The sequence below is a fragment of the Ureibacillus sp. FSL E2-3493 genome (assembly GCF_038077515.1).
GTDB lineage: Bacteria > Bacillota > Bacilli > Bacillales_A > Planococcaceae > Ureibacillus > Ureibacillus halotolerans.
This window is the reverse complement of sequence record NZ_JBBOPK010000001.1, coordinates 431203-455093: the sequence shown is the minus strand read 5'-3', so window position 1 is coordinate 455093 and position 23891 is coordinate 431203. Positions and strand designations below refer to the sequence as shown.

Annotated in this window: 24 protein-coding genes; 8 read left to right on the top strand and 16 right to left on the bottom strand. The window is 34.9% G+C overall.

What is annotated here, in order from left to right; translation table 11 throughout:
* Positions 1-23 precede the first annotated feature (23 nt).
* Positions 24-1328: a DUF3238 domain-containing protein gene (locus MHH69_RS02445; protein WP_341361672.1), complete on the bottom strand. Its 1305-nt coding sequence runs from the start codon at positions 1326-1328 to the stop codon at positions 24-26.
* Positions 1329-1617: 289 nt separating this feature from the next.
* Here MHH69_RS02445 and istA point away from each other — a divergent pair, with 289 nt between their 5' ends.
* Together istA and istB are read left to right on the top strand one after the other, a co-directional pair.
* A complete protein-coding gene (istA, locus tag MHH69_RS02440; protein WP_338322908.1) occupies positions 1618-3045 on the top strand; it encodes an IS21 family transposase in 1428 nt (475 codons plus the stop codon).
* On the top strand, positions 3029-3754 hold the full coding sequence (istB, locus tag MHH69_RS02435) for an IS21-like element helper ATPase IstB (protein ID WP_122973751.1): 726 nt from the start codon (positions 3029-3031) through the stop codon (positions 3752-3754). Before istA ends, istB begins: the two co-directional genes overlap by 17 nt.
* A 258-nt stretch (positions 3755-4012) precedes the next feature.
* On the opposite strand, the gene MHH69_RS02430 is transcribed toward istB, so the two are convergent.
* From MHH69_RS02430 to MHH69_RS02390, 9 genes are all read right to left on the bottom strand, one after another.
* Positions 4013-4180 carry a hypothetical protein gene (locus MHH69_RS02430; protein ID WP_341361671.1) on the bottom strand — a complete coding sequence of 56 codons (168 nt, stop codon included), beginning with the start codon at positions 4178-4180 and terminating at the stop codon, positions 4013-4015.
* A gap of 183 nt (positions 4181-4363) precedes the next feature.
* Positions 4364-4894: a GNAT family N-acetyltransferase gene (locus MHH69_RS02425; RefSeq protein WP_341361670.1), complete on the bottom strand. Its 531-nt coding sequence runs from the start codon at positions 4892-4894 to the stop codon at positions 4364-4366.
* 597 nt (positions 4895-5491) lie between these two features.
* Positions 5492-5656: a hypothetical protein gene (locus tag MHH69_RS02420; RefSeq protein ID WP_341361669.1), complete on the bottom strand. Its 165-nt coding sequence runs from the start codon at positions 5654-5656 to the stop codon at positions 5492-5494.
* A gap of 31 nt (positions 5657-5687) precedes the next feature.
* Positions 5688-6296: a lysozyme inhibitor LprI family protein gene (locus tag MHH69_RS02415; RefSeq protein WP_341361668.1), complete on the bottom strand. Its 609-nt coding sequence runs from the start codon at positions 6294-6296 to the stop codon at positions 5688-5690.
* A 236-nt stretch (positions 6297-6532) separates the two neighbouring features.
* Entirely contained in the window at positions 6533-7471 is a 939-nt protein-coding gene (locus MHH69_RS02410; protein WP_341361667.1) for a DUF3231 family protein, read from the bottom strand.
* 242 nt (positions 7472-7713) lie between these two features.
* On the bottom strand, positions 7714-8178 hold the full coding sequence (locus MHH69_RS02405) for a DUF421 domain-containing protein (RefSeq protein WP_122971670.1): 465 nt from the start codon (positions 8176-8178) through the stop codon (positions 7714-7716).
* Between the two features lie 247 nt (positions 8179-8425).
* Positions 8426-8935, bottom strand: coding sequence for a YfiT family bacillithiol transferase (locus MHH69_RS02400; protein WP_122971669.1), 510 nt, complete (start codon positions 8933-8935; stop codon positions 8426-8428).
* Positions 8936-9129: 194 nt separating this feature from the next.
* Positions 9130-10014 (bottom strand): DMT family transporter, encoded by an 885-nt coding sequence (locus MHH69_RS02395; RefSeq protein ID WP_122971668.1) that lies wholly within the window; start codon positions 10012-10014, stop codon positions 9130-9132.
* Positions 10015-10160: 146 nt separating this feature from the next.
* The gene (locus tag MHH69_RS02390; RefSeq protein ID WP_341361666.1) at positions 10161-11039 is read right to left on the bottom strand and encodes a DMT family transporter; all 879 of its coding nucleotides are present in this window, start codon (positions 11037-11039) and stop codon (positions 10161-10163) included.
* Between the two features lie 234 nt (positions 11040-11273).
* Here MHH69_RS02390 and MHH69_RS02385 point away from each other — a divergent pair, with 234 nt between their 5' ends.
* From MHH69_RS02385 to MHH69_RS02365, 5 genes are all read left to right on the top strand, one after another.
* The gene (locus tag MHH69_RS02385) at positions 11274-11858 is read left to right on the top strand and encodes a GNAT family N-acetyltransferase (RefSeq protein WP_341361665.1); all 585 of its coding nucleotides are present in this window, start codon (positions 11274-11276) and stop codon (positions 11856-11858) included.
* Positions 11859-12148: 290 nt separating this feature from the next.
* Positions 12149-12769 (top strand): NAD(P)-dependent oxidoreductase, encoded by a 621-nt coding sequence (locus tag MHH69_RS02380; RefSeq protein WP_341361664.1) that lies wholly within the window; start codon positions 12149-12151, stop codon positions 12767-12769.
* A 273-nt stretch (positions 12770-13042) separates the two neighbouring features.
* The gene (locus MHH69_RS02375) at positions 13043-13360 is read left to right on the top strand and encodes a PadR family transcriptional regulator (RefSeq protein WP_341361663.1); all 318 of its coding nucleotides are present in this window, start codon (positions 13043-13045) and stop codon (positions 13358-13360) included.
* Positions 13347-13913: a DUF2812 domain-containing protein gene (locus MHH69_RS02370; protein WP_341361662.1), complete on the top strand. Its 567-nt coding sequence runs from the start codon at positions 13347-13349 to the stop codon at positions 13911-13913. The genes MHH69_RS02375 and MHH69_RS02370 overlap by 14 nt, the downstream gene beginning before the upstream one ends.
* 197 nt (positions 13914-14110) lie before the next feature.
* A complete protein-coding gene (locus MHH69_RS02365; RefSeq protein WP_341361661.1) occupies positions 14111-15586 on the top strand; it encodes an MFS transporter in 1476 nt (491 codons plus the stop codon).
* Positions 15587-15721: 135 nt separating this feature from the next.
* Here the strand turns inward: MHH69_RS02365 and MHH69_RS02360 are convergent, their stop codons facing one another.
* The 6 genes from MHH69_RS02360 to MHH69_RS02335 all read right to left on the bottom strand — a co-directional run bounded on the left by MHH69_RS02360 (position 15722) and on the right by MHH69_RS02335 (position 22413).
* Positions 15722-16495, bottom strand: coding sequence for a PH domain-containing protein (locus MHH69_RS02360; protein ID WP_341361660.1), 774 nt, complete (start codon positions 16493-16495; stop codon positions 15722-15724).
* A gap of 190 nt (positions 16496-16685) precedes the next feature.
* Complete coding sequence (locus MHH69_RS02355) at positions 16686-17531, bottom strand: methyl-accepting chemotaxis protein (RefSeq protein WP_122971660.1); 846 nt, start codon at positions 17529-17531, stop codon at positions 16686-16688.
* Positions 17532-17551: 20 nt separating this feature from the next.
* The gene (locus MHH69_RS02350) at positions 17552-19006 is read right to left on the bottom strand and encodes an aldehyde dehydrogenase family protein (RefSeq protein ID WP_122971659.1); all 1455 of its coding nucleotides are present in this window, start codon (positions 19004-19006) and stop codon (positions 17552-17554) included.
* 204 nt (positions 19007-19210) lie between these two features.
* Positions 19211-20713, bottom strand: a complete 1503-nt coding sequence (locus MHH69_RS02345) for a malate:quinone oxidoreductase (protein ID WP_122971658.1) — start codon at positions 20711-20713, stop codon at positions 19211-19213.
* Between the two features lie 404 nt (positions 20714-21117).
* Positions 21118-21975, bottom strand: a complete 858-nt coding sequence (locus MHH69_RS02340) for a hypothetical protein (RefSeq protein WP_241559297.1) — start codon at positions 21973-21975, stop codon at positions 21118-21120.
* Between the two features lie 30 nt (positions 21976-22005).
* Positions 22006-22413 (bottom strand): DUF5412 domain-containing protein, encoded by a 408-nt coding sequence (locus MHH69_RS02335; RefSeq protein ID WP_241559296.1) that lies wholly within the window; start codon positions 22411-22413, stop codon positions 22006-22008.
* 302 nt (positions 22414-22715) lie between these two features.
* Here MHH69_RS02335 and MHH69_RS02330 point away from each other — a divergent pair.
* Positions 22716-23863 (top strand): IS3 family transposase gene (locus MHH69_RS02330; RefSeq protein WP_341361548.1). Its coding sequence is split into 2 segments (ribosomal slippage): positions 22716-22989 and positions 22989-23863, totalling 1149 coding nucleotides; the frame shifts between segments, so codons are not numbered across the junction.
* Positions 23864-23891 lie beyond the last annotated feature (28 nt).

Below are 23891 nucleotides of genomic sequence, written 5' to 3'. Positions count from 1 at the left end.
ATATGTTCTTTTTCTAATTTGCATTATTTGGTTATATCAATAGTTTTATGTCCCAGTAATTCCCAAGCACCTCTATTTCCTTGATTATGAGTATAAATTGTTTTGTAACCTGAACCATCACTTCTGAAGATACCTAGTGAAGGGAATAATGAATGATATCCTCTTATTTTCGTAGTCCCATCTTTATAAATTTGTGAACGGAATTCATATTTGATAGCTGGAGCTGTCGAATGATAAGGATTTTTAGCAGAATGAATAAAATTAATATCAACCATTGAACTTGTTTTTTTAGTAGCCCCCAAATAAACATTGTTAGCCGATGCTTGTTTTCGATCAACAAATGTATATGTTCCATTGGAATTTTTAGTATAACGATTTGTCCAACCAATTGACTTTGTTTGACTAACTGCTAACGTTGACCAATTAATTGTAGCCTCCAATGATGAACGAGTGCTCCCTTGAGAAGTTATTGTAGTTCTTTTATCTGTTCCATAATAATATTTACTATTAGGTAAAGGCGACTTTATATATCCAGGATAACTGGACGTATTTAAAATCATTGTATTAATTTTCACCCATGTTTTACTTACTCCGGCTAAAGCACTGATTTGCGGAGTAACTATAAATTCTGTTAAGGTAGTTGATTTAGTATTCTCCCCTAAGGTTTTTACAGGTGTAGAAAGTTCAACTAAATTAGATAGTTCCTCTTCATCCTCTGTTAAAAAACTCTGAAAATCTTGTACTTGTTCATTTAATATTTTTATTTCATTTGAACTTAAAGGTACCTCAGTGGTAATAGTATATTGATATTTTGTATCATTCGATAAATCAAAGTCTTCGAAATTACTTTCTTCTGTTGTCCCGATAAACTGATTATCTCTATAAACAGTGTATTGATCAATGTTACCTACATCAGGCCAATCCAAAATAATGCTTGATGATGTAGAAAACGTATCTATACCTATTTCCTCACCATTTGATAATTTAGTGTATATCTTTAAATGTGCATTTGATAAAATTAAATCTTTATCGTCAATTGCGGCTATTTCATATTCATTTATACTACCCTCAAGAAGATTATTATCTTTAAATTGTGTTTCTGCTCCCTCATATATTATTTTGTCCCCATATTTCACTATATACTTTTGTGCGTTAGGTAACCCTTTCCAATTAACAATAACTTCATTTGCCCCATTTTTAATTACCTCAAAGTCCGAAAAATCAGAATCTTCGATTTCGTGATTTTCTGCAAAAGTAGTAATAGATGGTGACAATAAAATTGTTAAACAAATTGCTAATAGATACTTAAAAGAAGATTTAAATTTCATATTATTCCTCCCTAATTTGACTTATCTTAAACATAAACTAATATTATGGTAAATTCAAACTAAAATTACATTTTTTTGAATATCTTATATTGAGAGTATTTTAAATAGAACTTCATACCATAAGTAATTGTGTATGGCAAAATAAAAATGCAGAGCTTTGCAAAGGAAAAATGCAGAGTCCTTCACTAATTTTGTGCAAAAAAAATAGACTTGCCAGTCACCCCAAGTCCCCGCTACATTAATTGTGTCGAAGCAATTTTGTAGTGGAGGTTAAGAAAGGATGCTAGCAATGTCTGATATTAATTGTATCAAAAAGTTAAGAAATGAAAAAGGTCTTTCAATCTCTGAGATTCAAAGAACTATGAAAATAAATTGGAGAACCGCTAAGAAGTATGCGGATGAAGATCAAATACCGCAGGAAAAATTATTTAAAAAGAAAGGAATGATGTATGAAGAGAAATGGGGAGAGATTGTATCAGATTGGCTATTTGAGGATTCAAAATTAAAGAAAAAGTCCAGAAGGACAAAGAAGCAAATGTTTGAGGAATTAAAGGATTTAGGGTTTCAGGGATCTTATCGAACGGTTTGTTACTTTATCTCTGAATGGAAAAATACACATCAAGAGGAAAAGGACAACGGTTATGAAAGATTAGAACACCCTCCGGGTGAAGCACAAGTGGATTTCGGAGTTATGGAGGCAGTTCAAGATGGAGAAATTGTCGATATTCATGCTTTAGTGATGTCATTTCCGAATAGTAATGCAGGTTATTCAGTGCCTTTACCTTCTGAAAATCAAGAATGCTTTCTATACGGCCTTAACATTCTATTTAAACAAGTTGGAGGAGTACCAAAAAGGATAAGGATAGATAACTTAACTCCAGCAGTCAAAAAAACTAGAACAAAAATTGAAGAAGCCCAACTAACCGATGAATTTATACAATTTCAAAACTATTACGGCTTCGACGTTCAGGTATGTAATCCTCGCAGTGGGCATGAGAAGGGAAATGTAGAGAATAAGGTAGGGTATGTACGTTATAATTTCTTTACTTCGGCACCAATCATGGAAAGTTATGAAAGTTTGACAGATCAATTATTTCATAGATTGGAAGCTGATCGTAATAGAATCCATTACTCTAAAAACGTACGGATAGAAGATTTATGGCAAGAAGAAAAGAAATATCTACTCGCATTGCCTGAAAAGCCATACCCTGTGTTTAAAGAGGAATTTGTTAAAGTTAATAAATACAATGAAATAAAAGTTGATCAGTCGTTAATTCATGTACCAAAGGGTGCCAATTATAATCAGTTACAAATGATACTCACATGGGATCAATTAAAAATTGTTTCACCTAACGGTGAAATATTATTGGATGACTATCGCCCATATATGAAAAAACGTAAAGCTTTACCATGGCTATCCATCATTAAGACATGGATTCAAAAACCGCGAGTAGTGGAATATTCCCGCTACACTAAGTATCTACCAGGAAGAGTTAAGGAGTTTTTGTTAGTTGATAACTTGATTATTCGTCGAAAAAGATTAAATGGCTTAGCAAATTTATTAGTTACTCATGATATGAAGGGTATTAATGAAAATTTTTATGAATTAATTGCGGAGGAAAAGTTGCCTGGTGAAAATGATCCATATGAGGTAGATTGGATTAAATATGATTCATTAGCCCCTATAGAGGAGGTCGCCAATGAAACAAAATATTAGAGAAATCTGCAAAACTTTAAGACTAGCTTATGTTGCGGATGTATATGAAAAAATTAGTTTTGAAAATCCAGAGCAATTCCTGTATGGGGTACTTGATGAAGAATTAAAATTAAGAGAAAATGCCAAAATTAATCGGTTAATGAAAAAAGCTAAATTCTTAGATAAAAAAAGCCTACATACTTACGAGTGGACCGAACAGATTCGGTTCCCTCCCCATTTAACTAAAGAGGAATTGTGTAGTTTAAAATTTATTGAAAACCGACAAAATATAGTTTTAGTTGGTTCACCAGGAACAGGTAAGACTCATTTAGCTACAGGATTAGGTAGAAAAGCTTGTGAACGAGGGTACGAGGTCCGCTTTTATCGAATTGCACACTTGGTTGAGGAATTAGAACAAGCATTGCATAATCACCGTTTATCAGTATTTAGAAAGCGCATGGAGAAGGTAGATTTAGTTATTTTAGATGAAATGGGTTATTTACCATTTAGTAAAGAAGGAGCTGAATTATTATTTCAAATCATTTCGGAGTTTTACGAGCAAAAAAGCGTGATTATTACATCCAACTTGGAATTTAGTCAATGGAACAAAATATTTACAGACTCTCGATTAACAGCAGCGTTAGTGGACAGACTAATTCATCACGCTCATATTATTTCATTTCATGGTGAGAGTTATAGACTGTCCCACGCACTGTCAAAAAGAAACTAATTGGGTGGCAAACTTCTGCATTTTTAATTGCATTTTTCTGCACTTTTCTATTGCAAAATACAGTAATCTCATAATATATCTTTAATATTTTATTAATAGTATAAATAAAAGTGCAGCCAATTGACTGCTTACTTGAAAAGTGGAAGTATTTTTTTATTGCTATAATTACCATCTATTAAAATTTAACTAAAAGAAAAAAAGCATTTCTCATTACAAAAGAAATGCCCGCAAACTTCCTATAGTATTCTATAAATATAATTATTTAGAACTTAATTTATCATCAATGGATTTTAATAGTTGAATCTGTTCCTTTTGTAGTTTTATTACCGTTAGGGCAAACCAAATCACAAAAACAATCGGTACGACATAAATAATGAATAAAATAAGAAGTGGTATAATACCTGTTAATAACTCTAATGCTCCCATTTGTCATCCTCCTTCACCATTACTAATTCCAACATTAGACATTTATATCAATAAAAAGACAGATAAAAAATACTTGCAATGCTAAAAGTGAAAAAAATGGAGAGATTAACCATTTACTGTGGGGTTCTTATCGTTAAATAAAAAAGCCTATATTTCATGTTTAGTGAAATATAGGCGATTCGGTTAATCGGATTTAAGTTTCGAAAAGATTTTTAGATCAATATACTTCCCCTTTGACTTTTCTGTTTGTCTTAAGGTACCTTCCCATGTAAAGTTCAACTTTTCCAGAACTTTAATGGAATTTATATTTTCAGGTTCCACTTTCGCTTCCACCCTATTTAAGTTCAGCGTATTAAAAGCATTTTCAACAAGGGCACTAATTGCTTCTGGTGCATAGCCATTCCCCCAATGTTCTTTCGCAATATCATACCCTATTTCTGCCTTCTCATTTTCAAAATCTAAAAAGTTATAACCACAAGAACCAATCAATTCATTGGTGCTTAATTTAATAATTGAAAAACGAATCGCTTTGTTATCATGAGCTAGTTTATCAAGATGGGTAATCATATTTACAGCTTGGCTTTCCTCTGTGAATGGATCGATATTCATAAATTTAGCCACTTCTGGGTCCGACCAAATTTTAAATAAACTAGCGGAATCCGTAGTCCTCATTTTTCTTAAAAGTAATCTTTCTGTGTATAAATTTGTCATCAATATCCTTTCCTCCATTTCAATGATTGGGTGAGTTGGAAATATTGATATCTGCGCATAGTTCACTCCCTTCTAGTTACCATTCATATTATGAAAAACGTATTTTACAGTTAGAGTGCTCCCTTTTTAAATAGTTTTTTGAATTAACCTAATTATTAGGTTTCCCTGTTCCAAAATGAATGTAACGCTAAACCTAAAGTTATAATAGGAAATATGTACCATAAAGTATGTTTCTCAAAAATATATTTAAATTCAGGTATAAATACTAAATATTTATAAATAAACATAAACATAAAAAATGAACTGACCAATAAAATTGATTCGGAAACATTAATAACTTTTTTGTTATTCATTTGAATACCTAACCTCTCTTATAAATTTGGACAAAACCATTCATAGCAAAATTCATTTTCAGTTCTTCTGATTTTATATCATTATGAAGAAATACAATAATTTACAATTTAATTATAAATATTTTCTATAAGAATTAAATTAAAAAAAGGAGTGAAGCAAATGAAATTTAAAAAATATTATTTTTACTATTAACTGCTCTATTGTTTGCTATTAATCTTTTAGCACTTCAGTTGAAACTGTTAACTTTTATTCTTTTGGTTTACGACCAATAGTATTTAATACAAATCCAGTTATACACACTAATACGATTAATAAAAGTACTCTGATCATGTAATGAAGTTCAAAATCATCCAATATGCCCGAATAGATACCTGCCAAGATTGCTAATAAAATGATTTTATATGTTTTCATCAAGTCCCTCCTTAAAGTGTTAGTTGCAAAACTACTTCATATATTTTGCAACGAGCTCATAACATCTTTCCTTCGTAAGACTTGCTTGGGTTGCCACATATTCTAATGATTCCGTCGAACCCCCTTTATATTTAAGGGATGATTCTTTTGCAGTTGCATCTCTATGTTCAATCCATTTCCGCTGTTCTTCCCTTAATTGGTCCCTCTGTTTGGTATTAAGCTGTTCCATCAATACCCCATAAATCTCGTTTAATGATTCATCCCATTTTTTATATCTTTCCGCCTCTTGTTCTTCCATTTCAACCATCGTTGTTTTTGCTTCTTCATTTCGATCTGCTTCTTCCATCTCATTAAGTTGCTTAAGATATTCATCCTTTTGATTACTAGGCGTTGACCCTAGAGATGAATTAGAAGCATTGTCTTCTTGGTTATTTAACTCGCTGTTGTCCGCACTTTCCGTGACCGTTTCGGCATTCTCATTTGTATCTGCTGTATTATTATCTACACTTTGTGTCGAGTTACTATTGGATGACTCGTTGTTCGCTTCAACCTTTGACTCATCAGATGAATTGCCACAGGCAGCTAAAAGCGTGACTACTACAGTTAGTATTGCGATGAAATATTTTCGATTGGTTGTCATTATTAAAACTCCTTAAACTTACATAATTACGTCTAAATTTTTTTATGTTCTTATTTTTATACGATAATTTTTAAAATAAGTTTCAAGAAAATACCAAATCATTTATAGACTCCAGTTTAGAAAAGAAAATTGGCGCTTATCCTCGTTCCAAGGATAGCGCCAATCTTTAAATAACTATTCTTACTTAACGTCTTTTCCATTAGCAATTTTATTATCAATCCGTCTTTATATTTCTTTTATACATCCATTTTTGGTGGTTCTTCAAACCATCCTTTAGACACCATGAGCTTAACCCCGTCCATTTGATATTGATAGATGTCTTTACCAAACGTCATATTTTTGGCGTGTAGATCATTGCGTAAACTAAAGCCTGCACTAAAGCCACCGCCTCCGAGGGAAAATCCACTCAACAGGTAATTACAGAACATCATTAATTTTTCCGAAAAAGGAGCTATTGTTGAATTTGTAACGGTTCCTCCAGGTGTTGCAGGCGGTTGGATATTATCCTCAAGAAGAAAATTAGAAGTTTCGCCTATAATTTTTTTGGAAAGCTCTATTCCTTGCATAAAATACTTTTTAACATCTTCGTCCTCAGTAGTTTGGATGAAACCATTTAGTAGTTGCATACCCGTTATATTTGTTTCAATCATACGATATAAATTCCCAAACTCAACTGTATTTAATGTACGCTTATTCCCAAAATTGTTGGTACCTTTTAAGTAATCCTCACCCGATATATAATTGGTTGATGTTGGCATCACAACAAAAGTCGGGCGTGTATAAAGGTTTTTATCAAGCAAATACTGTGTAAAATGGCCATAAAAGTTTTCCGTTACTTCAGACATTTTCTTGTAAAGTTTGATAATGTCTTGACGGTATGCCATTGTTAAGTGGAGTACGTACATCCCCATGCTGATTTCCTTCAGTACTCGGCAAAGCATAATGTCAAAACCATTGTCCCATAACTTTGGTGCGTCTAAATTTACATCCTCTTTAGTAAAACCTTCTGGAATAACTGCCCCTTCATTTTCAAGCGTAGTCTTCATTTCCATAATGATTGGGTGAAGTTGATTCCAGAGATCCGACATGAGATCCTTTGCTCTTTGATCATCCGATTTCTCGATAAAATATTCCAATATACGCAAAATCATTGATTTTTTTGATAAGTCATCCATAGTGCTCCAAGCTCAGAGGAACTCATTTTCGGTTTTTCAATCATAAGATGATACACTCCTATTTTCCGCATTTTTCACTGAAAATAGTATTTGTATTTACATGTTGGTTATACAACTAAAGAGTAGAAAAATGAATATGTATTTACAATCTCCAATACACTGGAAGAGGCACATTTCTTAAAGAATTGCGCCAAATTGTTCATAGATTATTAATAGTTATAAGTGATTAAATATGCTTACCCTCAAGTAAATTTACTAATTTTTTCTTTCACCGATATATCTCCATTAAACTCGAGATAGCATAGTTCGACGTCATCAAGTACAAAAAAGCCTTTTAATCGTAAAAGTGCAAGTAGTTCATCTTCGGACATTCTTTCTTTTTCTAAAGCCTCCTTATTGATTTCACCATGCTTTATTAAAAGGAGAGGCTCCCCGATAAACATTTTTTCTGCCCTTTTTGACTTCGTTGTGATCCAATCAAATAGATAAATGGTTACTACTAATAGAATAAAAAGTACGATTGTAAACCATAAAGGATAATCTTGGTTAAGCGTTACGTCCCATCCGATACTTGTCATCAGTACCATAAACGCAAAGTCAATTGGAGTTGATTGATTTAACTCCTTATTCCCCATAAAACGAAAAACGATAAACATTAAAATGAGTACAAGCGGAAATTCAACTAAAATCTGACTCATTTTATCCATAGATTTCCCCTTTCAAAATATCGAAATTTATTTTTTATTTATATACCTCCTTAATTTATTTGATAAACTTTACGTTTATTGTAATTAAAATGGGCATAATTACTAATTTCCACAATCTTGCCGTCAATAAAAAAACCCTTTCCTTCCTCTAGGAAAGCGTTATGCACGTTTATTTAAATTGAACATAAACGTTAAAATAAAAAAATCGGCTTATCGAAGTTCAATAAGCCAATTTCAACATAGTGTACTATTTTGATAATGCAATTTTTATATGGGCTAAGTGATGCTCTTCGTGCCAAGCTAATTTTGCAACTTTTGTTGCGACGGTTATTTTACCGTTTTTTTGGTGGGTAAAAGCTCGATCTAATTGCTCTTCCGTTAAACTTTGTCCTAAAGATACGATGCGCTCATTTATACCTTCTAGCATTTTAATCGAACTTAGTACAGGGAGCTTTGTATCTGGTTGTATAGCCCATTTCTCTTCATCAAAAGCTGGTACTATTGGATTGTCATCTGTTAAAGCCAGCTTCAAACGTTGATACATATTCAGTTGAGAATCTGCAATGTGATGAACAAGTTGACGAACTGTCCAGCTTCCATCACGATACGTTTTGTTGAATTCCTCTTCACTTAATGAGCTAACCGTTTCCCTTAATCGAATCGTATAAGATTCAATTTCCTTTAGCCATTCTCGAACATTTTCTAGTGTCACTTTTTCAGGAACCTGCAATTGTCCAATCGGGTATTTTACGTCCATTTTCAATCCCCTTTTCCACTTATTAAATGAAGTTTGCAACTGCCCATCATTATGTTCTTAATTTCACATTAAGAAGAACAATCTCTCTATGTTACTTCTTCAAAAGAGATATATAATCCTTTGATTTTCTTGGATTTTCGTCAGTAAAATATATAAGCTGATGGGTTATAAAAATAACTCATCAGCTTTTTTAATTACTCTTCTGTCACAACGTGGGACTTTTTATTAATTAAATAAATACTTAGTATGATGAGGGCCATTCCTAAAATTAAAGATATGGTAAATGGTTCATCTAAGAAAATCGTACCGAGTAGCACTGCAATTAAAGGGACTAAAAATGTGAAAGAGCTGACTTTTCCCGCCTCTCCTTTACTCATTAATCGATTATATAAAACAAATGCTATAGCTACACCAAAAATTGCACCGTATATTAAACAAACGATAAATGACGCGTTCCATTCAATTGTCCGAATGTCTTCTGCTCCTAAACCATAAAACAACATACAAAAACCACCAATTATATTTTGTAAAGCAACTAACCAAAACCCATGTACGACATTGCTCTTGACTTTTACATAAATGGTGCCAATCGCCCAACCAATAGCGGTAATTAACGCAAATACAAATCCAATCGGTGCAACCTTCCCGCTAATTCCATCTAAACTTACCATCACAACCCCTAAAAATCCTATAAACACACCGATCATTTTGTTTCGAGTAAGCGGTTCTTTTAGGAAGGGCCATGCTAGCACAACAACAAGCACCGGTTGGAAATACACAATGACCGAGTATAAGCCAGCCGGTAAATATTGCAACCCAATCGACTGCATACCATAAAAGAGAATGACATTAAATATACTCGAAATCACATAAATGGACCAATTTTCTCTCCATTTTATTTGTCTCCATTGTGGTAGTAGGATTAAAGCAAATAACAATCCTGCGATTATTGAACGGATTCCTGAAAATAATACTGGTGGCGAAAACTGTAAAGCATATTTATAAATCGGCCATACCGATCCCCATATACAGACTAGTGAAATTAGACTAATGATCGTTTTACTATTACTATTTTTCACGTTATTTATTCCTTCCCCAAAAATGATACTTTACTATTTTCCTATAATTAAAATTTAAATGCAAAATGTTAGTAACAACGTTCCTCCTTGGAGAATCGAATAACCCCCTCCTTACTAGACAGACTAGTATTATGAGGGGGCTATAATTAAATTTTATTTTCTACGGTTTTCTTCTGAAAATTGCTATTTACAAGATAGATTCCAATAATAATAAACATGCCGCCTACGATAATGGAAGGGTATAATGGCTCCCCTAATAGTAACCAGCCAGATATGACACCAAAGAAAGGTGCTAAAAATAAATAAGCACTCGTTCTTCCAGGATCGCCTTTTTGTAAAAGATAATACCAGACGGCAAATTGAACAATTGAAGACATAATACTTAACCATAATAAAATAAGTAATGAATGACTGTTTAAAATAAAAAATGATTTTTCAAACATAAAGCTGCTAAGTAAAAGCAGTAATCCACCAAAAAGCATTTGATAGGCGGATAAAACCCACGTATCGAAATGTACTCCCCATTTATTCGCTAATAATGTGGCGATTGCCCAAAAAACTGCAGAAAGAATTCCATAAAAAATCCCAATCTTCAATTCTAGTTGTGCGCCCATTGTAATACTTACCCCTACTAATCCAAAAAGAACACCTATCCATTGATAAAATTTATAATGTGTTTTTAAAAAAATCGTACTGAATACAACAACAAGTAACGGATTCGTAAATGTAAGAATAGAAGATTCACTCGCTGTGATGGTCCGTAAACTTAAAAAAATACACCCCATAACACCAGCCGTTTGAAAAGCACCAATCGTAAACATTTTCATCCAATTTTTGATAGATGTCGGATGCGGTCTTTTTAAAATAAACACAATTACCGCCATAATAAGTCCGGCAAGGGTAAAGCGAAGTGCTGCTAATAACAACGGGGACGAGTATGGTAAACCAAACTTTACGACAGCAAAAGAAGAACCCATTAAAAATGTGGTTAAAAGTATTAACAGTGTAAATTTGAACGTATTCATTTTTTTATCTCCCTACTTCATTGAATGACCAATCTGTCTGTTCATTATAACAGCCCTATATTTCAACTATAATCGAAATATTGATGTAGATGGAAATAACTTTAAGAAGACAAGGAAAAAATTTACACCCTAACAAACTAACCCATGCAACGAGTAGGCCCACCGTTTGCCCTAGAAATATAAAAGGGTTAGACTTAACAATTGAATAGTGAAAATATGGAAGGTTGGATATGAATGATTAGAATGGCCACCCAAAACGATCGTATGGAAATTGCAAAACTGTTATGGGTAATCTTTGAGGATATGGAGTTACCTTTACTTAAGAAAATTTCTAAAAATAAATTACTTGAAATGGTAGCAGAATCCGTTGCCGACCCTACATATCGATTTGGTTTTAAAAGAGGCTTAGTATATGAGGTAAATGGCGAAATTGCTGGGATTATTTTTGGCTATCCCGCAGAAGACGAACCAATCATTGATGAGCCATTTAGAAACGTATTACTGAAAAACGGTTTTGATCCTAATGATAATTTATTTGTTGATAAAGAGACACTTCCAGATGAATGGTATATCGATTCCGTCGTCGTAAACGGAAAATTTAGAGGAATGGGGATTGGCTCTGCTTTACTGAACGAAATGAGTAAAACGGCGTTGGATGCCGGTTATCATACGATTGGTCTTAATGTTGATATGGCGAATCCGAAAGCGAGAAAATTATATGCTAATTTAGGATACAAGAAAGTTGCTGACTTAGTCATTAGTGATCATCAATATGAACATATGTGTAAAACTTTATCTGTTGATTCATTTAGAAAATAAGATACCCACCACCAAGAAACCAGAGTAGCCTGTACTGCTCTGGTTATTTTCATTTACAATAGGCCTACAACTTTACATTCCTTTAGTAATTCCCCTTCCTGAATCCGCCCTTCCACCTACATATAATGTCTTTGCTTGAATTTCCGAAAAAATATTTTTATAACCGAAAGGATAATTTTAAATAAAGTTAGATTTCTTTCCTCATTTATAAAGGGATTGTGAAATTATATAATATACTTTAGTAATAGCAGCTCAGTGTTATGTTCGGATTCATACAAGGAGGTTCACTAGTGAATATATTAATTTTAGGTGGAACTGGACGAGTTGGAAGCCAAATAGTTTCTTATGCCCTTCATGACGGACATCAGGTTACTGTACTAGTTCGCACTCCAGAGAAGATTCAAACAAATCAAGAAAATTTAACTATAATTGAAGGTAATGTTTTAAATAAAGATGATATCATACGTGCGATGCATGGGATTGATGTCATTATTAGTGCACTCAATACTGATGGAGGAAACACTTTATCAGAAAGTATGCCACTTATTATAGAAGCTATGGAAAAAGAAGGTATAAAACGAATTATCACTATAGGAACTGCCGGAATCCTGCAAAGTAGAATTAGCCCAAAATTATTGCGTTATCAGTCAAGTGAATCAAAACAAAAGTCCGTACGTGCTGCCGAAGAACATAATAAAGTGTACGATATGCTCCAACAATCAAACCTCGAATGGACAATCGTCTGTCCTACATATTTGCCGGATGGAGAAAGATTAGGTAACTATCGAATAGAACGCCATTTTTTACCGGAGGGTGGTAGTAAAGTTTCAGTCCCGGATACAGCAGAATTTGCATTTAGCCAAATACAAAGTAACGATTATATAAAAACGCGTGTAGGTATCGCCTACTAATATCATAGTTATTCCATTAAAGGGTTACTTTTAAGTAAATATATTCCACAATTGGGTGCGATTTTCATTAAAGAAAATCGCTTTTTTCCGTTATAGGGCAAATCGCTTTCCGTTCCATAAGGAAATCGGCTTTTTAGCTTGATTTCCCCTTGCTATCAAGCTTTTTACTTTAGTTTCTTTAATTATTTTTGAAATTTGTTGACTATTCAGTTGAACTGTATTATATTCTTATTAAGTTGAACTATATAGTCGAACTGAATAAAGGATGAGAAGATGAAACATAAATTATTACCATTGTCTGAAACGATGCATTATATTTTATTAGCTTTGCGTGAGCCACTCCATGGCTATGCCGTCATGCAAAAGATAGAACAGATGAGTAACGGTACTGTTATTTTAGCAGCTGGTACATTATACGGTGCAATTGAAAACTTAAACAAACATGGTTGGATCGAACCTGTTGGAGAGGAAGGGCGGAGAAAAGTTTATATGATAACTGAAGAAGGAAGCGCGATTTTGAAATTAGAACAAAACAGGTTACTGCATATTTTATCTCTGTACGAAGGAAGTGAATCGAATGAAGAGATTTAAGATGTTTTTTGATATCGAAAAAGAGGAACAATGGCTGAACGAGCAATTACAAAAAGGTTATCGATGTACAAATACTAGCGGATTCGGAGTATATACTTTCGAAAAAACCGACAAAAAATATGTGATGCGACTGGATTATCAAGATTATTTATCAAAGAAAAAGTACGAAGAGTACAAAGGAATATATGAAGATTTCGGTTGGCATTATATAAATGGCTCCTGGCTTGGTGGCATTCAATATTGGCAAAAAGAAGACGATAATCAAAATGAAATCTTCTCGGATCGCCAATCGAAGAGTAATTATTATAAAAGATTGATGGGTTATTCATCTAGTTTATGTGTACTGTTATTGTTTGTCTCTTATTTGCTTTTTAAAGATTCAGGTTTATATTTAACAGAAGGTCTTTGGAGCATGGAAGGTTCCTTATTCTGGAAAGCATTGTTATTTGAAACTCCATTTGCCCTTTTAAGATTGCTTCCTGCCCTTATGCTCGTTTTCTTTGGTTTCAGTTTTTATAAAGCATATCGTAAATATTCAATGTTAAAAGAATAATCCGAGGAGTTCATTTCGAACTTTTTTGATTCAAAGAAGTAGCCGAAGATAAAATAAACTACCCATGATGCGCTTTTCTAAAAATAGGAAAAGCGTTTTTTATTTTTCTCAAACTGAGGAAATATGAAAAGATATAAATCAATAAATTTTGGACATTTTAAGATAAGTACCAATAAATCAACAAGGAGGCTTTTCGATTGGCTGATAACAAAAACGAACATAGCCAAAAATCGAAACCAAAGTTGAAGAAAGAAGAAATTACCATCGTTGACACGAAATCAGCACGGAAGGCCGTTGTAGCAACTGCTGTTGGTAATGGAATGGAATGGTTTGATTTTGGTATTTACTCTTATCTCGCTGCAACAATTGGACAAGTATTTTTCCCTGAAGTAAGCGGTCCTATGCAATTAGTATTTTCTTTTGCAACCTTTGCCGTTGCCTTTGTTGCTCGCCCACTTGGTGGCATTTTCTTTGGGATGCTTGGGGACCGGTTAGGCCGTAAAAAGGTTTTAGCCATCACCTTAATCATGATGGCTCTGGCTACGTTAAGTATTGGTTTAATCCCAAGTCATGCATCGATTGGCTACACTGCTACTGTCCTTTTACTCATCGCTCGTTTAGTTCAAGGATTTTCATCGGGTGGTGAGTATTCAGGGGCTATGACATTTATTGCCGAATCCACTCCTGATAAGAAAAGAGGATTTATGTCTAGTGCTCTTGAGGTCGGTACCTTAGTTGGCTATATCGCAGGAGCTGGCCTGGTTACATTACTCACCTATATTTTAGGGGAAGAAACCATGTTAGATTGGGGTTGGCGTATTCCCTTCTTCTTATCTGCCCCAATTGGGTTAATTGGCTTTTATTTGCGAAATAATTTAGAAGAAACCCCTGCTTTTGAGGCAATGAAGGAAGAAAAATCAGAAGATGAAGATGTATCTGTAAAGGATATTTTACTGTTCCATTGGAGAGCTATCCTGATCGGTATGTTCGTTGTTTTCTTTTATATCGTTGTAAACTATACCGTTTTATCTTACATGCCGTCCCATTTAACGGCTGTTCTTGGCTATGGAGAAACAGAAGGACTTTTGTTAATTGTCATTGTGATGGTGATAATGATTCCAATAGTTCTATTAATGGGTTATTTTAGTGACCGGATTGGAGCAAAGAAAATCATTCAAGGCGGTTTAATTGGGTTGATCCTTTTAAGTATACCTGCCTTTAATTTGATTGCTAGTGATAACACCATACTTGTATTTTTAGGATTAATGATTCTCGGCATATTTTCCTCTTCTTTTCAAGGGACCATGCCAGCGTTATTACCTTCCCTATTTTTTACGAATGTACGCAATGGGGCATTAGCGATTACATTTAATATTTCCGCATCATTGTTCGGTGGTACGACACCATTACTTATTTCTTGGTTAATTAGCAAAACGATGAATGAAATGATACCTGCCTACTATCTCATTTTTGCATCGATTGTCGGAATTATTGTAGTAACCATCTTTCTAAAAGAGACTTCCGGTAAGGCTCTTCGAGGTTCACCGCCAGCGGTTGAAGAGAAAATTGAAATAAAAGAAATTTTAGAAGAACCAGAAGAAGCATTATGGTGGCACGATGAAAAGAAAGAACTAGATGAGCGTATTGAAAATCGTTCAGAAGATGAGAAGTAGCAGCATAACCCCCGTTCTACAATTTAGGACGGGGGTATGCTTATATTAGGTAAAAAAGCATACATCCTTTATGGATCAATGCTTTTTTGATGACATGCCATTAACTTTTACTGACTTAGGATGGCTATCTATGAATTATATTCCTAATAGTTGTTTCTTCTTTGCTTCAAATTCTTCTTGTGTAAGAATACCTGCATCTAATAACTTTTTAAATTTTAAAATCTCATCTGCAGCAGAAATGGATGGGTTTGTAGCCTGTGGAATATTTCCTTGAGAACTGGCAGATTTTAAGTTATCGAATACCTCGTGAATTTTGTTATTAATAGAAGTTGCACAACCGGCATCTAATCCAACATTAAATTTTTCTTGAGGCGTATCGATTGTTAGTATCCCGAACACTAACCCTTTTTGAAAAGTAATGTCATTGATTTTGTCGAACTGAACAGCTTTGAATTTCTCTCCAGTTAAAGACTTCTGACCAAAAAGGATTCTTTTATTCGTAATAGCATAGGCGTAGTTACTGTCGTGTTTGGTAGCTGATATATAATTATGTAATCCTATAAACGTCATTAATACCTTTTCGCCCCGTAAAAGATTGTCTTGTAATACTTTAAAATGTTTAACTCCCCACTTATCTGTAAATCCTGAGCCGAAATTATTGTCTTTACAATATTGGTACATATTTTCAGCTCGTGACATTGGATCGTCGCCTAGTTTGTCTTCTTTTTCTTGGATAATGTTTTGGATTTCTTCTGCTGTGATTTTATTTAAATTAACAACCGTAACACCACCAGCTTTTTTTAAGCAACTCGGACAGATCCAAGCATCGGATTTCTTAATTTTAAACCGATTTAACCCTACTTCTTCATTACATACCCCACAAATAGCCTTTAAGTCAAAGAACCCCATCAAAACATCTCCTCTAAATTTTTATTCTGTTAAAATATTCAATTTAAGTCTATCATAGGTATCATATTTTGAGAATAAATAGTCATACATTACCACTTACGTTTAGGTCATTTAGAATGTCCAAAATAAGCGAAAACAAAAAACCTATAAACAATCAATAGGATTGAATGTTTATAGGTTAATTAAAGGTTTACTTCTTACTATCCCCATATAGCGAGTCTTCTGCTAATTGGGCTAGTTCTAAAGCTTTTCTATTAATTTCTTGGATTGTAGCGGAAAATTCTTGAATTGAGCCTGATTGAGTATCTGTTAATGAATTAATCTCGGAAAAGGCTTGATTCAACGTTGTTAAAAGTTCGTGGATATCTTTTGTAATAACGTTAATTTGATTTACATTTTCCTTTGAATAGGTAGCAAGTTTACGGATTTCATCGGCTACTACGGAAAAGCCTTTTCCGACTTCCCCTGCTCTTGCTGCTTCAATCGCCGCATTTAACCCTAACAAGTTACTTTGGTCAGAAATTCCTTTTACAACGGCAGAGATTTCACTAATTTGTACAGCACTTGAGCTAACGTCTTTCATTTGTCCCGTAATGTCTGTTACACGACCTGAGAGTTGGGTAACCGAATCACTAATATCTTCAATCGATGCAGCCGTTTGTTCAACGATGGCAGAGAAGCTTTCCGCCATTTCAAATAGCTTGTTCGCCTTTTCTAAACTTGTTCCGATACCAACTCCGCCGATGACTTTCCCTCTCTCATCTCGCAATGGAATGGCACGAGCAACTAATGGGAATCCGAATAACTCTTTCGGAACAATCGCCGATAAACTAGAGTTTGTTCGAATTGCATCTGTTACAATATCCCCTTCTACTAATGGATCACCAGGGGTTACATTTAACGAGAATGTTTTTCCAGGAATATTTAACAGAAGTTTTTCAGTATCATAAATCCCTACCGTAATATCGTCTTGAATAAGGTCATTTAACAATGGTGCTACTTTTAAAAAGGCATTAATTAATTCATGTTGTGACATCAATTTTCACTCTTTTCCTCTTAATATGGTAAAACTCTTTGACCGTAGTTCACCGAAATCCATTTTAAAGTCGTAAATTCTTCTAGACTCCATTCACCGTTTAAACGGCCTAAACCGGATTGTTTCTCTCCACCAAAGGCAACGTTTGGTTCGTCATTGATTGTTAAATCATTAACATGGATCATTCCGGTATGTACTTTCTTCGCCATTTCCACTCCCCGCTCAACGTTGGACGTATGGATTGCACCACTTAAACCAAAACGGGTATTGTTGGCAATTTCAATTGCCTCTTCTTCCGTTTCAAATGGAATGACACATACGACTGGTCCGAATAACTCTTCTTGAGCTACCGTCATATCCGGCGTTACATCCGTTAAAATCGTTGGCTCTAGCAATCTTCCATTCACTTTTCCTTTAAGAAGTAGTGTTGCCCCTTCTGCCATTCCTTTTTCCACTAAAGCAACGAGATTGTTCACTTGGCGGTCGTTAATAATTGGTCCGATAATTGTTTCCGGATCTTTTGGATCGCCTACTTTCAACGAAGCAACTTTTTTCGCGTATCTTTCAATGAACTCGTTATAAATAGATTGTTGAACAAGAATTCGGTTAGCGGACATACAAATTTGCCCCTGATGAGTAAATCGGCTGAATGTAGCTGCATTGACCGCATATTCTAGATCAGCATCTTCTAATATAATAAAGGCACTGTTCCCGCCTAATTCGAGTAAAGGCTTTTTAAAGTTTTTCACAGCTAGCTGTCCGATGTAACTTCCTACTTGGGTTGAACCCGTAAAGGAAATAATTCGAGGAATTGGGTGTTCTACAAAGGCATCGCCAATTTCGTTAATATCCGTTACTACGACGTTGATTAACCCTTTAGGAACTCCCACTTCTTCAAAAATTTTCCCAATTAATGTTCCGCCCATAATTGGTGTATCTTCATGGGGTTTTAACACGACACCATTACCTGCACCAAGGGCTGGGGCAACAGATTTCATCGATAGGAAAAATGGGAAGTTAAATGGACTAATGACGCCTACTACTCCAGCAGGAATTCGATATAAGCGATTTTCCACATCATCGATTGTAGACGGTAAAATTTTGCCTTCCATTCTTAATGGGAACGTAGCCGCTTCTTTAATAATGTTCTTAACAAGACCAATTTCAAAGGCTGCTTTTAGTCTTGTTCCCCCTAGTTCGTCCATAATAATGGCCGTAATCTCTTCTTCATGATCTTCGATATACTGAACAGCCTTTTCAAGAATATCCCGTTTTTTATACGGGTTTACTTTATCCCACTTTAACTTTGCCTTTGCAGCGGCTTTGTAAGCTCCATCGATATCGTCAACATTTGCGATCTTGTAAGTTGTAATGATTTCATCGTTGTACGGATTAATATTGTTGAGCGTTCGACTACTTTGCCCGTCTCTCCATTCACCTGCAATAAACTGTTTGCCAAGCTGTTGAATGTCCATGTTAAAACCTCCCGAATGAGTATGTTTTTCAATAAGAATATCGACATAAGTAGAAAATACTTTACTAAAAGAGGAAAAAACGATTGATATTTAGCCCTATGCTATACCGAAAGGATAGTTCTTTTAGCATAAGAACAAAACAAAAAATCACCCCATCCCTATCGAAATGATAGAGTTGAGGTGATTTGTATCGTTTATATCAAATTAGCTATGAGATAATTCTTTATCGTTTAAACCAAGTACTTCTGCAGTAGATGATTGAACCTCTTGGATTAACTCTGGTTTGTCAGTTAAAGAAACGCCGTAAGTAGGAATCATTTCTTTAATTTTTGGCTCCCATTGTTTCACGTGTTGAGGGAAGCATTTTTCGATTACTTCAAGCATTACGTGAACAGCTGTTGATGCGCCCGGAGAAGCTCCAAGTAATGCAGCTACTGAACCGTCCGCAGCTGTTACAACTTCTGTACCGAATTGAAGTGTACCTTTACCGCCAGCTTCTGTATCTTTAATAACTTGAACACGTTGACCAGCTACTACAATATCCCAATCTTCCAGTTTCGCATTTGGAATAAACTCTCGTAACTCTTCTAAACGTTGTTCGTTTGATAACAATACTTGTTGGATCAAGTATTTTGTTAGAGACATTTCTTTCATACCTGCTGCTAACATTGTAAATACGTTGTTAGGTTTTACAGATGCGATTAAATCCATATAAGAACCTGTTTTTAAGAACTTCGGAGAGAAGCCTGCAAATGGTCCGAATAATAATGATTTTTTGTTATCAATATAACGAGTATCAAGATGCGGAACAGACATTGGTGGTGCACCCACTTTTGCTTTACCGTAAACTTTCGCATGGTGTTGTTCTACGATTTCTTGGTTGTTACATACCATGAATAATCCACTTACAGGGAAACCACCGATATGTTTTGACTCAGGAATACCTGTCATTTGTAGTAATGGTAAGCTTCCGCCACCAGCACCGATGAAGACGAATTTTGCTTTATGGTATTCCATACGGCAACCGTCAAGATCGTGTACTTTTACTTCCCACATACCGTCTTTTGTACGTTTAAGATCTGAAACCGAATGTCTGTAGTTTACTTCTACGTTTTGGTTTTGTAAGTGATCAAATAACATACGAGTTAAATTACCGAAGTTTACGTCCGTACCAGAGTCGATTTTCGTTGCAGCAATCGGTTCGTCTGTATTACGACCTTCCATAATAAGTGGAATCCATTGTTTTAGTTTTTCTGGATCCTCAGAATATTCCATGCCTTGGAATAACGGATTGTTCGAAAGTGCTTCAAAACGTTTTTTCAAGAACTCTACATTTTTATCTCCCATTACTAAGCTCATGTGTGGGATTGGCATAATGAAGTCTTGCGGATTGCTAATTAAGTTACTTTTTACAAGGTAAGACCAAAATTGTCTAGAAAGTTGGAACTGCTCATTAATTTTAATCGCTTTTGCAATATCGATAGAACCATCTGGTTTTTCAGTAGTATAGTTAAGCTCACATAATGCAGAGTGCCCTGTTCCCGCATTATTCCATTCGTTCGAGCTTTCTTCACCTGGTTTATCCAGTGCTTCGAACACTTTAATTTCCCAATCTGGTGCTAACTCTTTAAGTAAAGCTCCCAAAGTCGCGCTCATGACTCCGGCACCAATTAAGATAACGTCTGTTTTTTCATATCTAGTACTCATAATAACCTTCCTTATCTCCCCTATATTTGCAAAAAAGATGTAGGCGCTTTCGCTTTGGTGTTACAATTCCTAGGAAACCTAGAGACTCACCTTTTCTGTATTTATTATAATCATACCATAGTCTATTATAAATATTATGGTTAAAATATCTACTATTATCTAACAATAATAATACTCCTTTTATGTCAAATAAGTAAGAGAAAATTCCTTCCACTATCTCCAAAGAACGCTTAAAAACCAAAGATTTAGACGGGTTTTGCGGAAGGGGTTCCATCACATTTACGGTTATATGCTACTTAACGTAATTGAATTTCTCGTATAGATTCATTCCTTATTGAAAGCGGTTTATTTAGGAAGGGATTAAAATTTTTTTAGAAGTTGAAAAAATTTTTAAACAAGGAGATTTATTTTCGATAGATTCCATCTTTCCCACAAATGTACAAATAGTTCCCGCGCATGAATGTGTGGCCTAATACCCGTTTACCCGTTTCATCGACAAACTGAACTTTGTCTTTGGAAGCAAAGGTTTTCCCCTTTAAACGATAACGGATAAGCGTAGACTGATCTAATTGGCCGATGATTCCTTCTTCATCGACTAAAAATTGATGGATCATCGGGCTACCTTCTATACGGTTTCGTTGGACTTCTTTCAGATCGGACAGCTGAACGAACCAAAAATCATCATAATAATAGAAGTAAACTTCCTTTGAGCTCACGACATTCATCGCATAACAATCACAAATGTCATAGTGTTGGGCACCCCAAAATTTTTCTCCATTCTGAGTGTAAGCAATGAGTCCGTCACTTCCCATCGGTTCTTCCCAGCCAAAATTACCAAATACGCCTTCATCAAAATAGCTGACCCAAATTGTGTCCTTCTCATCGATTTGAACTTGATTGATGCCATCTCCTAATGTAAAGGCGTCGATTAATTGACCGTTTTGATTGTATCTGCGGGCATTTCTTTCAACGTAATCACCATCTTTTACACAGCGCCCTTGAACAAGTAAAAGTGTCCCATCAGAAAATAAATCAACTTCCGTCGGCATGAGTGGCACATGAGGTAATATCACCGTTTCAATCGTTTCTCCGTTTATAATGCGAATCGTCCAATCATTTTTAGGGACCGGGCGATTGAAAAAATCCAATTCTTCCAAACTACTTTCAATGAGCAATAATGTTCCATCATGGGCGATTTGACCACCTACAAAGTTGAATTGTGAATCGTATTCCATCCACTTATGTACAGTTATCTTTTCCATATGAATTCATTCCTATCATTCTTTTTTCGACTAGTTGATTCCTTTTCGATAATCATAAGATTGTTCAGGTAGTTCTAATGTCACATCGTTAATGCGAACCGTATCATCATCGATCCATTCGATTTCTGCGTCCTCTTCCCGATATTGCCAATAAATTTTTTTCGATTTCCTCTCTTCTTTATTAAAGATGAGTTCTCCAAGAACCGCATAGGAAATCGTCGCCCCTGAGTCTGATCGATAAGCATGAATAGTATAAGTGCCTTGAGGAGATGTGGATTCTGTGATGAAATCTTGTTTAAAACGGCTCCAATCAAAGAAAAGCCAGTAAACCCCATATCCAATTATCCCCGCTATTAGCAAACAGATAGTAAGTAATACGAGGAGCACCCGTTTTAAGATTCGTTTTTTTGTTTGGTTTGCGTTCTTCTTTGCTGTCACGCCTATCACCTTTCGTTATGTAGTTTATGCATCGGCCGTATTTTCGGGCATGAAAAAGGGAGTAGTAAGTAAAGAAAAAGTATTAGTTCTATTTGCGTATAGAGACGTTGTAGGAAGTTGGTAAGTTTCGGAATTTGGCTATTTTAACAATAAATAACAAACGCAGTTTTAATGGAGCTAAAAAACCCCAGGGAGACATAGGTTTCACTGCGCACTGACCTAAAAAAATGAGACAAATAAAAACACCTTTCGTTGAAAAACGGGTATTAAACCTATAAATCCAACGTGGAGGTGTTTTTTCTATGGGAACAAGAGTTAGTTATCCAGTAGAAATTAAAATGAAAGCAATCGAAATGAGATTAGCAGGAATACCTGTTAATCAAGTTTTAGAAGAATTGAATATTCGAAATTATACACAACTAAAAACGTGGATGAAGTGGTATCGAAATGGAGAACTTCATCGCCTTGAACAGCCAGTTGGAAAGCAATATACCTATGGTAAAGGACCAGAATATGAAAATGAAACAGCTAAATTAAAGGCTGAGAACCGTTATTTAAAGCAACAAATTGAAGTTTTAAAAAAGTACGCAGAATGGGAAAGGAAGTGGTACCAAGAATAGTTGTGCAATTGGTAGAAGAACTAAAAGAAGTCATGACAATTGGCGAAATCTGTGACCACTTGGGGGTAGGTAGATCATCTTATTATCGTTGGAAAAAGAATAATAACGTTGAAACAAAGAAAGACATTCGGGATAAGAGAATGGGTGAGTTGTGTAAACTTCATAAATATCGATACGGATACCGAAAAATCACAAGCATTTATGGAGAACCGATAAGTGAAAATACAGTACAAAAAGTAATGCAAAAATATGGTTGGCAGTGTCGAGTAAAAGTGAAGAAACGTAAACGCACTGGACAACCAGCATACGTCGCACCGAATTTATTAAATCGTGAATTTACAGCGGAAGCACCATTTGAAAAGTTAGTAACAGATATTACCTACTTGCCTTTTGGTCAATCAATGATGTATCTTTCAAGTATTCTAGATGTCTTTAATGGCGAGATTGTAGCGCGTACAATCGGATTTACTCAAGATACAGAGTTTGTTTTAGATACATTAAATCAGCTACCAGAATTACCTGAAGGCTGTATCCTGCATAGCGATCAAGGTTCTGTATATACGTCCTATGACTATCAAAAGGCAGTAAAAGAAAAAAGAATTACCATGAGCATGTCTCGTAAAGGCACGCCCGCTGATAATTCTCCAATTGAAACGTTTCACTCCTCGCTAAAGTCTGAAACGTTCTATCTCGACGGAATCAATCGCACAACGAATGCGCATGTGATCCAAATCGTCGAAAACTATATAAAATATTATAACAATATCCGTATTCAAACGAAACTAAACAGCCAATCGCCGGTTAAATACCGTCAACTAACTGTAAAGTAGGGTGTTTTCTTATTGTCTCAAAAATGAT